This is a genomic window from Arthrobacter sp. UYEF20 (assembly GCF_040546335.1).
Taxonomy (GTDB): Bacteria; Actinomycetota; Actinomycetes; order Actinomycetales; family Micrococcaceae; genus Arthrobacter.
In genome coordinates, this window is sequence record NZ_JBEPNP010000012.1 from 115464 (window position 1) to 129673 (window position 14210).

13 protein-coding genes are annotated in these 14210 nt (G+C 64.9%); 7 read left to right on the forward strand and 6 right to left on the reverse strand.

The genetic code is table 11. The features are described from left to right. Positions 1-146 precede the first annotated feature (146 nt). The 3 genes from ABIB26_RS14590 to ABIB26_RS14600 all read right to left on the reverse strand — a co-directional run bounded on the left by ABIB26_RS14590 (position 147) and on the right by ABIB26_RS14600 (position 4233). Positions 147-2063 carry a glycoside hydrolase family 3 protein gene (locus ABIB26_RS14590; protein WP_354244406.1) on the reverse strand — a complete coding sequence of 639 codons (1917 nt, stop codon included), beginning with the start codon at positions 2061-2063 and terminating at the stop codon, positions 147-149. Positions 2064-2552: 489 nt separating this feature from the next. Then, complete coding sequence (locus ABIB26_RS14595) at positions 2553-3626, reverse strand: LCP family protein (protein WP_354244409.1); 1074 nt, start codon at positions 3624-3626, stop codon at positions 2553-2555. A 1-nt stretch (position 3627) separates the two neighbouring features. Then, a complete protein-coding gene (locus ABIB26_RS14600; RefSeq protein WP_354244411.1) occupies positions 3628-4233 on the reverse strand; it encodes an arsenate reductase/protein-tyrosine-phosphatase family protein in 606 nt (201 codons plus the stop codon). A 338-nt stretch (positions 4234-4571) separates the two neighbouring features. Here ABIB26_RS14600 and paaA point away from each other — a divergent pair, with 338 nt between their 5' ends. From paaA to ABIB26_RS14630, 6 genes are read left to right on the forward strand one after another with little or no spacing between them, the layout of a single operon-like run. Further along, positions 4572-5603: a 1,2-phenylacetyl-CoA epoxidase subunit PaaA gene (gene paaA, locus ABIB26_RS14605; protein WP_354244413.1), complete on the forward strand. Its 1032-nt coding sequence runs from the start codon at positions 4572-4574 to the stop codon at positions 5601-5603. Beyond that, positions 5600-5914, forward strand: coding sequence for a 1,2-phenylacetyl-CoA epoxidase subunit PaaB (gene paaB / locus ABIB26_RS14610; protein WP_354244415.1), 315 nt, complete (start codon positions 5600-5602; stop codon positions 5912-5914). Before paaA ends, paaB begins: the two co-directional genes overlap by 4 nt. Beyond that, entirely contained in the window at positions 5911-6843 is a 933-nt protein-coding gene (gene paaC / locus ABIB26_RS14615) for a 1,2-phenylacetyl-CoA epoxidase subunit PaaC (protein ID WP_354244418.1), read from the forward strand. Before paaB ends, paaC begins: the two co-directional genes overlap by 4 nt. A gap of 2 nt (positions 6844-6845) precedes the next feature. Further along, positions 6846-7406 carry a 1,2-phenylacetyl-CoA epoxidase subunit PaaD gene (paaD, locus tag ABIB26_RS14620; RefSeq protein ID WP_354244488.1) on the forward strand — a complete coding sequence of 187 codons (561 nt, stop codon included), beginning with the start codon at positions 6846-6848 and terminating at the stop codon, positions 7404-7406. A 15-nt stretch (positions 7407-7421) separates the two neighbouring features. After that, the gene (paaE, locus tag ABIB26_RS14625) at positions 7422-8648 is read left to right on the forward strand and encodes a 1,2-phenylacetyl-CoA epoxidase subunit PaaE (protein ID WP_354244420.1); all 1227 of its coding nucleotides are present in this window, start codon (positions 7422-7424) and stop codon (positions 8646-8648) included. A gap of 53 nt (positions 8649-8701) precedes the next feature. Next, positions 8702-9481: an enoyl-CoA hydratase/isomerase family protein gene (locus tag ABIB26_RS14630; RefSeq protein WP_354244423.1), complete on the forward strand. Its 780-nt coding sequence runs from the start codon at positions 8702-8704 to the stop codon at positions 9479-9481. Between the two features lie 26 nt (positions 9482-9507). Here ABIB26_RS14630 and ABIB26_RS14635 read toward each other — a convergent pair whose 3' ends face one another. From ABIB26_RS14635 to ABIB26_RS14645, 3 genes are read right to left on the reverse strand one after another with little or no spacing between them, the layout of a single operon-like run. Then, positions 9508-10470 carry a GDP-L-fucose synthase family protein gene (locus ABIB26_RS14635; protein WP_502913676.1) on the reverse strand — a complete coding sequence of 321 codons (963 nt, stop codon included), beginning with the start codon at positions 10468-10470 and terminating at the stop codon, positions 9508-9510. 11 nt (positions 10471-10481) lie between these two features. Further along, complete coding sequence (gmd, locus tag ABIB26_RS14640) at positions 10482-11510, reverse strand: GDP-mannose 4,6-dehydratase (RefSeq protein WP_354244428.1); 1029 nt, start codon at positions 11508-11510, stop codon at positions 10482-10484. Further along, positions 11507-12781: a glycosyltransferase family 4 protein gene (locus ABIB26_RS14645; RefSeq protein WP_354244431.1), complete on the reverse strand. Its 1275-nt coding sequence runs from the start codon at positions 12779-12781 to the stop codon at positions 11507-11509. The genes gmd and ABIB26_RS14645 overlap by 4 nt, the downstream gene beginning before the upstream one ends. Before the next feature lie 328 nt (positions 12782-13109). Here ABIB26_RS14645 and ABIB26_RS14650 point away from each other — a divergent pair, with 328 nt between their 5' ends. After that, on the forward strand, positions 13110-14210 hold the full coding sequence (locus tag ABIB26_RS14650; RefSeq protein ID WP_354244434.1) for a glycosyltransferase: 1101 nt from the start codon (positions 13110-13112) through the stop codon (positions 14208-14210).

Below are 14210 nucleotides of genomic sequence, written 5' to 3' on the forward strand. Positions count from 1 at the left end.
ACCGATTGCTCTACCCACATGGACACTTTCTGCGTAGGTAGCGCATTTCGTTGCATCTTGTTCCATCGGAAAGCAACCCACATAAGCACGGACTGCCGTGCTCCTCGGGTGGAGGAACACGGCAGTCCGGCGGTGGTTGGAGGCGGTCAGCCGCGGTAGCTCAGGCCGAAGCCGAAGGTATAGTCATCACCGGCCGCGTTGGTGTATGTGTAGTCGAACTTCTCCGCATAGCCGGGGACGTCGGAGGCGTTGGCCTCCACCGCCGCCTGGTCTGCCGGGAGGGTGACGGGGAGCCCGCCGGTCGGGTTGAAGCGTCCGCGAACCACGTCCCAGAGCGCTTCGGTCTTGACATCGAACGTGGCGATGACGGATGCGGCCTCGGGCTCGATCTCCTTGATCACCCAGGGCAGAATGGCATTGACAGCGAGGATGGTCGGGACCATGGCCTCGATTTCCCGGATGCGGGCGACATCCACCCCGGTGTTGGCGTCGAGCTCGACAGACTTCGCAGAGCCGTCGGGCAGCTCGTAGCTGTTCGGCCGGACCAGGACCAGGGCGTCGGTCGCCTCCTCCGGGGTGCTGACGATCTGTACGGCCGGGTCCGCCTTGCGGATGATGTCTTTGAGGGCCGCCGTTTGGGTTGCGGCGCCGGAGCCCGTGAAAATTTCTACGTACAGGCGTTTCGCGGCCAACGCTTCGTCCGTCAGAGGCAACTGGCGTGAATCGTTGCGCAACAGCACCACCGACTTCCGGTGCGCCTCGTCCGCGACCGCCTGGGACTGGGCAGAGTCGGCAACCGTCTGGGCATTTTGCGGGTCAACGTAGGGGTTCTCAAACAGGCCGAGGGTGAAGATCTCCGTCAGCAGCGACTCCACATGCGGATCAAGGTCAGCCTCGGACAACAGGCCCTGCCGGACGGCGTTGATAAGCCCGGCGGGGTCGTTGTAGTCGGAGAAGAGGGCGACGCCGGCGCCCACCGCCTTGGCGTAGCGCTGCTCAAGGGTGAGATCCTGGATCGCCGCGCCCCAGGCCGTGGTGGTCAGGATGCCGCTATCGCTGTTGACATAGCCCTTGAAGCCCATTTCACGCTTGAGCAGGCCATCGAGGAGCTTCTTGTTGTAGGCACCCCCCACCTCCTCGAACTGTTGGTCCGCGGAGTACCACAGGTTCTTGGGCAGCTGGTCGGCGCTGAACTCATTATTCGGCACGTTGTAGTAGGACATGATCGAGCTCGCGCCGGCGTCGATCGCCGCCTGGAAGGGCGGCAGCTGGTACTTGTACAGGCTTCCTTCGGTCGGGTAGATGGCCCACCGGCCCTGCTCGTTGTGGGGGTCCAGACCGCGCTGCACCGCGCCGTCGCCCGGGAAATGTTTGATGGTCTGCGCAACCGACTCGTTGTTGAGTTCTTTGCCCTGGAAGCCGAGGACGAGTTCGCGCGCGATGCTGGAGTTGAGGTCAGGGCTCTCGCCGAACGTGCCTGAGACCCGGTTCCAGCGGGGCTCGGTGGCTGTCTCGATCTGGTAGCCGTAAATCTTGTGGATGCCTGCAGCGCGCCACTCCGCGCGGGCGGTTTCGGCGAAGCCGCGTACGACGTCGGGGTCCTGGGTTGCCGCCAGGCCCAGGGTGCCGGGCCACAGGGAGAACTGTCCTGTCGCTTCGCTGATGCCGAACTGCTGGTCGGGGTTGACATGGTTGCGCGGATTCGAGGCGAAGACCACCGGGATGCCCAGGCGCGAGGCCTCGGCAATTTTCTGGTAGTCGTTCGCCCGGTCGGCGAGCTGCTGGGCAGTGGGGTTGTCCCGGATGACGAGGTACCGGATGTTCCGGTCCTTGACGTATCCCACCGTGTCCACGTACGGGTCATCCACCGCGGCACCGGCGGGAGCGCCGCGCCGCTCCGAGGTGATGTGCATGAGGCCGGCTTTCTCCTCGAGAGTCATCCGTGAAACGAGGTCCGCGGCACGCTTCTCCGGCGACTGGCGCCAGTCTTCGTAGATGTTGAGTTTGCCGTCCGCGTTGAGGTCACGGAACTCGCGCTGGCCCTGCTTGATAATGGGCTTCACCCGGGCCTCGACGACGGGGGACTTTTTGCCACCCGCATTCGAGTGGGCCGGCGGGTTACCTTTGGCGGCGCCATCGGAGGCGGAGCCGCAATGGCAGCTGTCGACAACACGGCGGTCAGGGGGATGATCACAGCGGCGGCCAACAATGATGAACGGCGCAGGCTCGCGCGTCTTGATGAAAAACTCATTTGCTCGTTCTCCTTGAATCGAGGGCGGCGCTGCCGGGTGCAACCTCCGCCGGTGACATCCGCGGTCATTGCGGGCGGCATCGGCAACAGGAGGAGCATTACGCCCGATCCTGCAGGGCAGCGTCGTCCCACTATCCGAAGCTGGGAATCTGCTGGCAATTAGTTGCAGCTTGTTGCCAAGCGGTGGGCAAGGATCATGAGCGGCCGACGGCGCCGGAAGCCCGCGCCAGGCGTTCGGCGACGGGGAGCGGCGGATGTTACCGGCGGGGTGAGGAGGGCCGGTAACGCCGGCGCGTCGCTCCTAGTTTCCGTTTCCGAGACTCTTGGCCGCGGCATAGTCTCCGAGTCTGTCCTCACTGAGTGCCGCCTTGATCTCCTCGACGGCGGCGGGGTCCTGCAGGACGATCGACTGGCCGTCCCGGCTGGTGCCGATGCCCGCCGTCGGAAGCGTGAAGAACACCCCGCGCCCGGGGACCGTGCTGCGGAGGCTGTAGGCGAGGTTCTCCAACGACTCCAGGGTGAAGCTTGCGTCCAGCGTGACATGCGGCAGCACCGTTTTGACGAGTTGCCGGACGGTATCGCGGTCCGCGAGGCCGCCTTCGGCCGCCAATTTGGCCATCACGGCCTTCAGGAAGGTCTGCTGGTTCCGGACCCGCTGGTAGTCGCCGTCGGGGAAGGCATGGCGCTCGCGGACAAAGGCCAGCGCCTGCAGCCCGTTGAGCCTGTTCACCCCCGCCGGGAAATACACGAAGTCATCGACTGTGCCGGTGAAGGACTGCTTGATGTCGACGTCGACCCCGCCGAGGGCATCGGTCAGCGCAGCGAACCCCTGGAAGTCCAGCATCACCGTGTGATCGATGTGCTGGCCGAGCAAGGACTCCACCGTCTGCGTTATCAACGGCAGGCCGCCCAGTTCAAGTCCGGCGTTGACCTTCGCGGCGCCGTGCCCGGGGATGTCCACCCAGAGGTCTCGCATGATGGAGATGCCATAGATGCTCTGCCGGTCCGCCGGGAGGTGGATGAACACGAGGGCGTCGCCGCGCTGGTCGGAGGCGGCCCCGGCGGCGGCCTCCGCGCGGGCGTTCACCCGGCTGTCGCTGCCCACGAGCAGAATGTTCAGGGCGACGGCGGGAGGTTCCGGAGTGGTGGTTGGCGTCGGTGTGGGCGTGGCCGTGGGCGCCGGCGCAGAGGTCTCAGCAGGAGGGGCGGTCTCGGCCGGAGTCTCGTTCCGCGGCCGGGACAGGACGTACGCGGCGACGACGACGGCGAGCACCAGCAGGGCGGCTCCGGCAATGACGAGGGGGCGCCGGCGTCGCCGTCCGGCGGCAGCCGCAGACCCGCCCGTTGACGTCCCGTCCGCTGCGGACCCGTTCACGTCACACCCCCGCCGGTGCGGTCCGCCTGGCGAAGCGGAGGATGGTGAGGACCGCCGGCGCCAGCTCGTCCTCCATCCGCTGGTAGGCCTCCGGACCCCGCCGGTAGGGGTCCGCCACGTCATTGTCGGCGGCGTCGTTCACCAGGGCGAGGTGGCGCACGGCGGCGGCCCGGGCGGGAAGCGCCTTCCACCACGCAGGCAGGGCGGCATCCGGCGCCGGGCCGGAATCCCGCTGCTCCAGGAGCTTGAGCATGCGGGCGAATTCGCGGATGGTGAAGGTCCGCTTGAGCGCGGAGGGATCCAACCGGACCACGTCGCTGCGGTGGCTCGCTTCCATGGTGAGGACGAGGTCCGTGTCGCGCAGCATCCCCAGCGTCAGCTGGCGTGCCACAAAGCCGTCCGGCCTTCCCCCGTAGCTTTCAATGATCCGGGCCGAGGGGGGCTGGACCGGGGCGCCGGCCATGGCCCGGGTTCCGGCACTTCGGATGCGAAAGGTACCGGACCTGACGGATTCGAACCCGGCCTGGAGGATCCGCTCGGCGACGGGGGAACGGCAGATGTTTCCGGTGCAGACCGTGAGGATCCGGACACTTGAGGGGGTTTCCACAGTTCCTAGTTTCCGTCGCCGAGGCTCTTGGCGGCCACGTGGCCGTGGTCACGCCGGGCGGGCGCATGCAGTGATCCGCGCTCGGGTGCAACTTCGCGATCTGCTTCGAACGGATTCGGCATGCGGGGTCCTATTGGTCGGTGCAGCCTGGGCTCTGAAAATGCCGTATTGGCGCCCGCTGCAGTCGGCGGTGTGTTCCAGAGGCTACCACCAGGGACTCCGGCAAACATGGAATTCGGTGCGACCGGCCGCGGCGCTGTGCTTGACGCACCTCCGGCCTTCCGCATATCCTGAACGAACGGTCGGTAATTATTTATCGGAAATGCATAGGAGCAACCATGGCATCGCAGACCCTGCAGTCAGTGCCCGCCGAGCCATCGCCGGCACGGCACGAACAGAGCCTCGAAGATGCGACCCGGCGGGACGCGGAGGGCCAGGCCTACTTCGACAAGGTCATGGCGGACGATTCCCGCATCGAACCCCGCGACTGGATGCCGCCTGCCTACCGCAAGACCCTGCTGCGGCAGATCTCCCAGCACGCGCACTCGGAGATCATCGGCATGCAGCCGGAAGCCAACTGGATCTCCCGCGCCCCGAGCCTCAAGCGCAAGGCCATCCTGATGGCCAAGGTCCAGGACGAGGCCGGCCACGGCCTGTACCTGTACTCCGCGGCCGAGACCCTCGGCCAGCCGCGCGACGCGATGATGCAGGACCTGATGGACGGCAAGGCCAAGTACTCCTCCATCTTCAACTACCCCGCACGGACCTGGGCGGACATGGGCGCCATCGGCTGGATGGTCGACGGCGCCGCGATCGCCAACCAGGTGCCGCTCTGCCGCGCCTCCTTCGGCCCCTACGGCCGGGCCATGGTCCGGGTCTGCAAGGAGGAATCCTTCCACCAGCGGCAGGGCTTCGAGATCCTGCTGGAACTTTCCCACGGCACCCCGGAACAGAAGCAAATGGCCCAGGACGCGGTGAACCGCTGGTACGCGCCGGCCCTGATGATGTTCGGCCCGCCGGACGATGACTCACCCAACTCCAAGCAGTCCATGGCCTGGAACATCAAGCGCTTCGGCAACGACGAACTGCGCAACCGCTTCGTCGGCATGATGATGGAGCAGGTCAAGGTCCTGGAACTCACGCTGCCGGACAAGGACATCCGCTTCAACGAGGAATCCAAGAAATGGGAGCACGGTCCCCTGGACTGGGACGAATTCCACGAAGTCCTGGCCGGCCGCGGCCCCTGCAATGCCCAGCGCCTGGAACGGCGCCGCGAAGCACACGAGAACGGCGCCTGGGTGCGCGAAGCCGCGGCGGCCTATGCCGCAAAACAGAGCCGCAAGCAAGCCGAGAAGGAATCCGCAGCATGAACGAGTCGCCGACCCCCGAATCTCCGGCAGGCAACGTATGGCCGATCTGGGAGGTTTTCGTCCGCTCCAGCCGCGGTCTCTCCCACGTCCACGCCGGGTCCCTGCACGCCCCGGACGCCGCCATGGCCCTTCGCAACGCCCGTGACCTCTACACCCGGCGCAACGAAGGCGTGTCCATCTGGGTGGTCCCGGCGGACGCTATCGCCGCCAGCGATCCCGACTCCAAAGGCTCGTTCTTCGAGTCGCCCCAGGGCAAGGACTACCGCCACGCCACGTACTACACCAAGAGTGAGGGCGTGAAGCACCTGTGAGCACCGCACCTGAAGCTGCAGTGACGGCAGAAAAAGCAGCAGAATCCGGCGGCCATGGGGACATTTCCGTCGGCGTGGCCGGCGCCGGCGGGGACAGCGCAGCCAGCGCCACCCGCATCACGCCGGGCAATGCCCTCCGTCCCGAGGACATCGCCCTGGCCGTCAGCCGCGGCACCGCGAAGCCGAGCGAAGACGTCGCCGAGTTTGCCCTGCGCCTGGGCGATGACGCCCTGATCCTGGCGCAGCGCCTGGGCCACTGGATCTCCCGCGCACCCGAGCTCGAGGAGGACGTCGCCCTGGGCAACATCGCCCTGGACCAGCTGGGACACGCCCGCTCCTTCCTCAGCTACGCCGGCGGTTTTTCCGGCAAGAGCGAGGATGACCTCGCCTACTTCCGCCGTGAACCCGAATTCCGCTCGGTCCAGATCTTCGAGCTCCCCAACGGCGACTTCGCTGTCACCATCGCCCGGCAGTTCGTGGTCAGCTTCTACCAGTTCGAGCTGTACCGCCGGCTGGCAGAGTCCACCGACCCCACCATCGCCGGCATCGCCGCCAAGGCCGTCAAGGAGGTGGACTACCACCGCGACCACAGTGCCCAGTGGGTCCTGCGCCTGGCCCTCGGCACGGACGAATCCCGGCAGCGGATGATCCGTGCCTTCAAGGGCATCTGGCCGTATGTGGACGAACTGTTCCGCGATGACGAGCTCACCGGCCGCCTCAGCGGGTCCGGTGCCGCCGTCGAGCCCTCCAGCCTGCGGGCCGACTTCGACCGCCTGACCGGAGAGATCCTCGCCGAAGCGGAACTGGACATCCCGCAGGTCCAGCCCGCACCCGGCGGCGGCCGCCGCGGTTTGCACTCCGAGCACCTGGGCTATCTTCTCGCCGAAATGCAGGTGCTCGCCCGCGAGCACCCCGGAGCCAGCTGGTGACCATGTACGTCAGCCACCCCACCGCTGCTGCCGCCAGCGACCGCGCCGCCGCCCAGAGATCTCCGGAGCAGAAAGCCTGGGACCTCGCCGCCACCGTCTGCGATCCGGAAATCCCGGTCCTCACCATTGCGGACCTGGGGATCCTGCGCGACGTCAAATTGTTCGACGACGGCGGAATGGTCCCGGCCGTCCAGGTCACCATCACGCCGACCTACTCCGGCTGCCCCGCCATGGACGCCATCCGCGATGACCTCACGACCGAGTTCGCCCGCGCAGGCTACCCGATCGTCCGTGTTGAGCTGGTGCTCTCGCCGGCGTGGACCACGGACTGGATGAGCGAGGCCGGCAAGGCCAAGCTGCAGGAATACGGCATCGCCCCGCCTTCGGGCCACTCCAACGCCGTGCGGCACGCCGGGCCGGTCCGGCTGTCCCTCGCCGTCAAATGTCCGCAGTGTTCATCGTTGAACACCAGGGAACTCACCCGCTTCGGTTCCACGTCCTGCAAGGCGCTGTATGTCTGCCAGGACTGCAAGGAACCGTTCGACTACTTCAAAGTTTTGTAAGGAACAGGTGCTCCCATGCCCGTTGTCCGCCAGACCGCAGCCGAATCGGCCGCCGCCACCGGCCGCCGTCGTGCGTCCTTCCACACCCTGACGGTGGCGGAAGCCCGCCGGCTCACCGAGGACGCCATCGAGGTAACGTTCGGGGTTCCGGCGGAGCTGGCCGGGCAGTTCGACTACCTCCCGGGCCAGTACGTAGCCCTGCGCGCCACCCTGCCGGACGAGAGCGGCGAGCCGCACGAGGTCCGCCGCAGCTACTCCATCTGCGCCGAACCGCGCAGCTTCGCGGACGGCAGCAGCGAGATCCGGGTCGCCATCAAGAAGGACCTGGGCGGCCTGTTCTCCACCTGGGCCAACGCCGATCTCCAGGCCGGCGACGTGCTGGACGTCATGAGTCCGATGGGCGCCTTCGTCTCCAAGCACGGCCGGGACGGCAAGCCGGTGGAGCAGAATGTCATGAACTCGATGAACCACCCGCAGGAGCTGGCGGGGGAGCCTGGCTCCTTCGTGGCCATCGCCGCCGGTTCCGGCATCACCCCCGTGATCGCCATCGCCCGCACCCTGCTCGCCGCGCACCCGGAAACCCGTTTCGACCTGGTCTACGCCAACAAGGCCGCCATGGACGTCATGTTCCTCGAGGAACTCGCGGACCTCAAGGACAAGTACCCGGCCCGGCTCGCGCTGCACCATGTCCTCTCCCGCGAACAGCGGATCGCGCCGCTGCTCAGCGGCCGGATCGACGCCGAGAAGCTGCAGGCCCTGCTGGGCACCGCCATCCACGCCGACGACGTCGACGAATGGTTCCTGTGCGGGCCATTCGAGCTCGTCCAGCTGTGCCGCGACACCCTGGCGGCGCGCGGCGTCCAGCCCGAACATATCCGCTTTGAGCTGTTCACTTCGGGCAAGCCGGACCGCCCGGAGGGCAACATCGGCCGCCCCGTGATCGCGGACGAATCCAAGGAGACGTACAAGATCACCTTCAAGCTGGACGGGCTGCAGGGCGAGGTGGCCAGCCCCACGCACGCCCGCGAATCCATCCTCAACGCCGCCCTCCGCGTCCGGCCCGACGTGCCCTTCGCCTGTGCCGGCGGCGTCTGCGGCACGTGCCGTGCGAAGCTGGTCACCGGCACGGTCACGATGGACGAGAACTACGCGCTGGAACAGGATGAACTGGACAAGGGCTACGTCCTGACCTGCCAGTCCCACCCGACGTCGCCGGAAGTCACCGTCGACTTCGACGTCTAGCCTGTCTCCCCACCCTGTCCCACTCCAACTGTCCCACTCCAACGAGGAGCGCCATGATTTCCCTCTCCATCGCCGGCGGCATCGCCGAGGTCGTGCTCGATGCGCCGTACAAGCTGAACTCGCTGGACGAGCAGGCGCTGGCGGATCTGGCACAGGCGTACGACGACGCCGCTGCCGCCGCCTCGCGCGGCGAGGTCAGGGCGCTGCTGCTCCGCGGCGAGGGCCGGGCCTTCTGCGCGGGCCGGGATATCGCCGGGGTGACGCCGGAGAGCGACGACGCGCAGGCCTACCTTGGCGGCCTCGTCCAGCCGCTGCTGAAGAAGATGAGCGCCTTCCCCGCCCCCACCTTCGCGGCGGCGCAGGGCGCCTGCCTCGGAGTGGGGCTCGGGCTGCTGCTGGCCACCGATGTGGTCTACGTGGCGGAGAACGCAAAGTTCGGTTCGCCGTTCGCAAAACTCGGCGCCACGCTGGATTCCGGCGGCCACTGGTACTTCACCGAACGCCTCGGCATGCACCGGACCCTGGACCTGATCTACACCGCCGAGCTCATGAGCGGCGCCGAGGCCGTGGCGCAGGGGCTGTTCAGCCGGGCCATGCCGGCGGCCGCTCTGCTGGAGAACACCCGTGCCATCGTGGCCACCGTGGCCGCCGGCGCAACCGGCGCGTTCAACGCCAGCAAGGACCTCGTGGCGCATATCCGGGACCAGCGCCTGGGCCTGTGGGAAGCCATGGAAGAGGAGAACGCCGAGCAGGCGCGCCTGTGCAAGAGCGAGGACTACGCCGAGGGTTTCCGCGCCTTCCAGGAGAAGCGGCCGCCGGTTTTCAAGGGCTGAATATCGGGACAGCCGCGCTGCGACCGTCAGGCCCGGATGCGATCGCTGTTTGCCCGGTACCACTCGACGGTGCTCTTGACGCCGTCGGCCAAGCTGATTCGCGCTGACCAGCCGGCCCCTGCGAGCTTGGAGACATCCAACAGCTTCTGCGGAGTGCCATCGGGTTTGGTTTCATCCCAGGAAATCTGTCCGTCGTAGCCAACCGCCTCCGCCACAATTGAGGCCAACTCCTTGATCGTGACGTCGGACCCTGTCCCCACATTCACCTGGGCCGCACCGTCATAATGCTCCAGGAGATGCAGGCAGGCTGACGCCAGATCGTCCACTTGCAGGAATTCGCGCCGCGGGGCGCCCGTCCCCCAGTTGGTGACGCTGCTGGCTCCAGTCGCGGCCGCCTCCTCGAAGCGGCGGATCAGGGCGGGCAGAACGTGGGAGCCCTCCCGGGAGAAGTTGTCCCCCGGACCGTACAGGTTCGTTGGCATCGCCGAGATCCACGGGAGTGAATACTGGCGCCGCATTGCCTGGACATGCATGATGCCGGCAATTTTTGCTATGGCATAGGCATCATTGGTGGGCTCAAGGTGGCCGGTCAGCAAAGACTCTTCCCGAATGGGCTGCTCGGCAAACTTGGGGTAGATGCAGGACGATCCCAGAAACAGCAGCCTCTCAACCCCATGCTCGCGCGCAGCGTCCAGGACATTCACCTGGATACGGAGGTTGTCGCTGAGAAAATCGACCGGGTAGGTGTTGTTGGCCAGGATTCCGCCCACCTTGGCTGCGGCGAGGACCACGTAGCGGGGCCGGGCGGCGGCGAAGAAGCCAAACACATCGGTGCGGTTCTTCAGGTCCAGCTCCTCCGAGGTGCGTCCGATCAGGTTCGTGAACCCTTCGTCCTCGAGATTCCGCCAGATAGCCGAGCCGGCAAGCCCCCGGTGGCCCGCCACATAGAACGTCGACGAACGGTCCAGGGGGGCGGGTTCGAAATCCACCTCCGCACCCACTAGTCTTTCCAGCTCTCGAGGTCGACGCTGTCGATCCAGCTGTCACCCGCATGCTTCAGAGCTTCGATATCGGCGTCCACCATAATGCGGGCCAGTTCTGGCGTGTGGACGGCGGCCTTCCACCCGAGTTTTTCCTGGGCTTTGGAGGCGTTGCCGATCAAGGCATCAACTTCGGTAGGCCGGAGGTACCGTTCGTCGAACCGGACGTGATTCTCCCAATTCAGGCCCGCATGGTCGAAGGAAAACTGCAGGAAGTCCCGGACCGTGTAGTTGCCGCCGGTAGCGAGCACGAAGTCCTCCGGCTCGTCGGCCTGAAGCATCCGCCACATGCCCTCGACATACTCCGCGGCGTAGCCCCAGTCACGGACGGCGTCGAGGTTTCCCATGTACAGCAAGTCCTGCCTGCCGGCCTTGATGGCGGCCACGGCACGGGTGATCTTGCGGGTGACAAAAGTTTCGCCGCGGCGGGGAGACTCGTGGTTGAAGAGGATGCCATTTACCGCGAACATGCCATAGGCCTCGCGGTAGTTCTTGGTGATCCAGTAGCTGTAGACCTTGGCCGCACCATAGGGTGACCGCGGATAAAAGGGAGTCTCCTCGTGCTGGGGAGGAGGTGTGGCCCCGAACATCTCGGACGAGGACGCCTGATAGAACTTCGTTTCTATGCCTGACATCCGTACAGCCTCCAGGAGGCGTACGGTGCCCACTCCGGTTGTATCGGCCGTGTGCTCGGGTTCATCAAACGAAACGCGGACGTGGGACTGGGCGGCCAGGTTGTAGACCTCGTCGGGCTTGATTTTGGCCAACAGCGTGACGAGCCGCGCGCCGTCGCTCAGGTCGCCGTAATGGAGGAAGAGCCTGGCCGTTGGATCGTGCGGATCCACGTAGAGATGATTGACCCTGGCGGTGTTGAAAGTCGATGCCCGGCGGATCAGGCCATGCACCTCATACCCCTTGGTCAGGAGCAGTTCTGCAAGATAAGAGCCATCTTGGCCCGTGATGCCGGTGATAAGCGCGCGCTTAGTCATTTTGCCCCCCATATGTTCGAAAGAATAAAGTCCGCGGGCTTTAGGCTTCCCGCCGGTGCAAAGCCTTGAATGAAATCATCGTATTTGGCCATCGCCGTCGCTTCAGACAGTGTCAGCTGCCGGAACTTGAGGCCGTTTTCCCCTAGTTCCCTAGAGAAGTTCTTGTCGGAGCCGAGTGCTTCGGCTGCCGCGACCAACGCCGCCGGATTATCCGCGTCGACACGTAGCCCGGCTTTTGCGGATGCGATCTCCTCGGCGGTAACGCTATTCCGATCCGTCGCGGCGAGGACCGGCACGCCGGCATTGAAGTAGGAAGTGAGTTTGCTCGGTACTGACATTTCCTTGACGCCGGGGAGTTCGTTCACCAGAAGGACGTCAGCGGCGGTGAGCGCTGTTTGAAACTCTGCGTCAGGAAGTGAGTCAACGAACGTTATGTTGCGCATTCCTTCGGCTGCCAACTCCAGGGCCGCCCGCTGATTGCCATCTCCCATCAGGACGAACCGCACCCTGCTGTTGCCTGCTTCCGCGAGGCGGGCGGCCGCGACGACGTTCTCCAGTCCCTGTTTTCTCCCCATGTTTCCGGCGTGGAGCACGATCGTCTCGTTGTTTTCCCAACCGAGCCTTTTCCGAAGTTCCTGCTGTCCGGTTGCCGGAGCCGGAGGGAGATGGGTCCAGTTCCGGATTACGCGGACTTCTCGTTCTGAAATGCCCAGAGTGCCGGTGATGTAGGCGCGGAACCGTTCATGAATCGCCACCACACCGTCCGCACGGCCAAGGATCGCCGACTCCAGCCGGATGGCAAGGCGCGCGAACGGCCCAGTTGCCATGCTTGTTTCCACGACGCCCCGGCTGTACAGGTCCTGGACCCAGATAAGGCATGGAGTCCTCTTCCTGGAAAGCCGGGCCCTGATGGCCGCGAGGCCTGTGGAGATGAGAGCAGGACTGACGAGGATAATGACATCAGGCCTGTCCCAGCGGGCGCCCACAACCCGCATCCCGAAGGTCAGTTCCATCAGAATTCTCCGGAAACCGGTGGGCTTACGTGGAATGTAATGACGGAGTCTTTTTATCTTGACACCATCAAGAGACTCGGTCTTTTGCCAGCCGTCATAACCTTGTTGCCGTTGCCACTCGGGGTAGTGCGGAAAACCGGTAACGACACTGACCGGGTGGCCGGCCGCGGCGAGGTTTTTAGCCAAACTTGTGGTGTACGGGGCAATGCCGGACCGCTCCGGAGCGTAATTAAGCCCGACGATAGTGATTCTTGTCATTGAGACCGCCAAATACTGGTTTGAACTGCCGTGGGTTTTGCATCAGCGCCGCCCTGCCCGCCGCTAATGCAAATGCGTGTTGCGGACGATTTTATGAATGGTGCGACGTCCCCGGCGCGAGTACCGGCTACTTGTCTTTGGCGGAGATCTACCCGCGAGATGACGCCGGTTAAGAGCGCCGGACGCCCATTCGTTCGGCTGTCAGCGGCGTCCGCGTTGTTGCTCGGTTCGAGGAATTACCGCAGCCCAGGATGGTCACGCGGAGTCGGTGGTGTTCGCAGATGCAAGAATGGTGCTCGATTGAAAATCTAACGAAGCAAGGGGTGATATGAGGATCGTTCATATAGTTACCTATGTCTCTGTAGATGGCGCTTTTGGCGGACCTATCGCAGTGGCCCTTGCGCAGCTCACAGAGCTTGCCCGCCAGGGGCACGATGTTGAGCTCCTGGCCGGGTGGGATGGCCAGGCCGTCATCGATGCCGAAGGAGTCAAGGTCAGCCTGTTCAAGGTGCGCCGGATTTGGCCACGGGGATTCAGCGGTCTGTGGGCGCCGGGTCTGGCGCGAGCCGCCTCCACCCGCGCCCGAAGCGGCGCAGTGATTCACATCCATCTCGCCCGCGACCTCGTCACGCTTTCAGCAGCGCGGGCGGTTTCTCGGCACGTCAGGCCAGTGGTTCAAACACACGGCATGGTTATGCCGGACGGCCGGCTTCTAGCCCGGCTTCTGGATCGGTTTCTCACCGGAGCAGTTCTGTCGCACGCGCGTAGCGTTCTTGCCCTGACTGAGAGGGAACAGCTTGGTCTTAAGGAGGTTGCTCGCGGGCCAGTTGTCGTAGAGAGGATTGCCAACGGTGTCGCCCTTAAACCGGCCTCTGGACTAGCGCGAAGGCCGAACGAGGTCTTATTTCTCGCGCGGTTGCACCCGAGAAAGCGAGTTATGAGCTTTGCCCGGATGAGCAAGATTCTGGTGGACAGTGGTGCTGCCGTGACTTGTGTAGTCGTGGGACCGGATGAAGGCGACTTACCGCTCCTCAGGGCTTTTGTGAAGGAACATTCTCTCGAGGAAGCATTGGTCTATGAAGGAGTCCTCCCGACTGGCCAAGCTGTCCATCGTCTGGCCCAGGCTGGCGTTTACGTGCTCCCCAGCACGGCAGAGGTTTTCCCCATGACCGTCCTGGAGTCCCTTGCATCCGGGACCCCCGTAGTGACAACAAATGACTCGGGAATCGCTCCCCAACTGGCGTCACTCAAGGCCGCTGAACTCACGGACGGCACGCCGGAGCGCTTGGCTGACGCCGTCCAGCGCATATTAACCGAACAGGAGTTGCGAGACAGCCTAGTGTCCAATGGCTATAAGGGACTTGCAACAACGTTCAGTATCAAGGCAGTTGCCACGCAACTGTCCGCGATTTACGGCTCGCAGCCCTAG

Coding starts and splice junctions, on each gene's coding strand:
- paaE (WP_354244420.1), top strand. CDS start 7,422: ATGCCCGTTGTCCGCCAGACCGCAGCCGAATCGGCCGCCGCCACCGGC.
- gmd (WP_354244428.1), bottom strand. CDS start 11,510: ATGACTAAGCGCGCGCTTATCACCGGCATCACGGGCCAAGATGGCTCT.
- paaA (WP_354244413.1), top strand. CDS start 4,572: ATGGCATCGCAGACCCTGCAGTCAGTGCCCGCCGAGCCATCGCCGGCA.
- ABIB26_RS14630 (WP_354244423.1), top strand. CDS start 8,702: ATGATTTCCCTCTCCATCGCCGGCGGCATCGCCGAGGTCGTGCTCGAT.
- ABIB26_RS14645 (WP_354244431.1), bottom strand. CDS start 12,781: ATGACAAGAATCACTATCGTCGGGCTTAATTACGCTCCGGAGCGGTCC.
- paaB (WP_354244415.1), top strand. CDS start 5,600: ATGAACGAGTCGCCGACCCCCGAATCTCCGGCAGGCAACGTATGGCCG.
- paaD (WP_354244488.1), top strand. CDS start 6,846: ATGTACGTCAGCCACCCCACCGCTGCTGCCGCCAGCGACCGCGCCGCC.
- ABIB26_RS14650 (WP_354244434.1), top strand. CDS start 13,110: ATGAGGATCGTTCATATAGTTACCTATGTCTCTGTAGATGGCGCTTTT.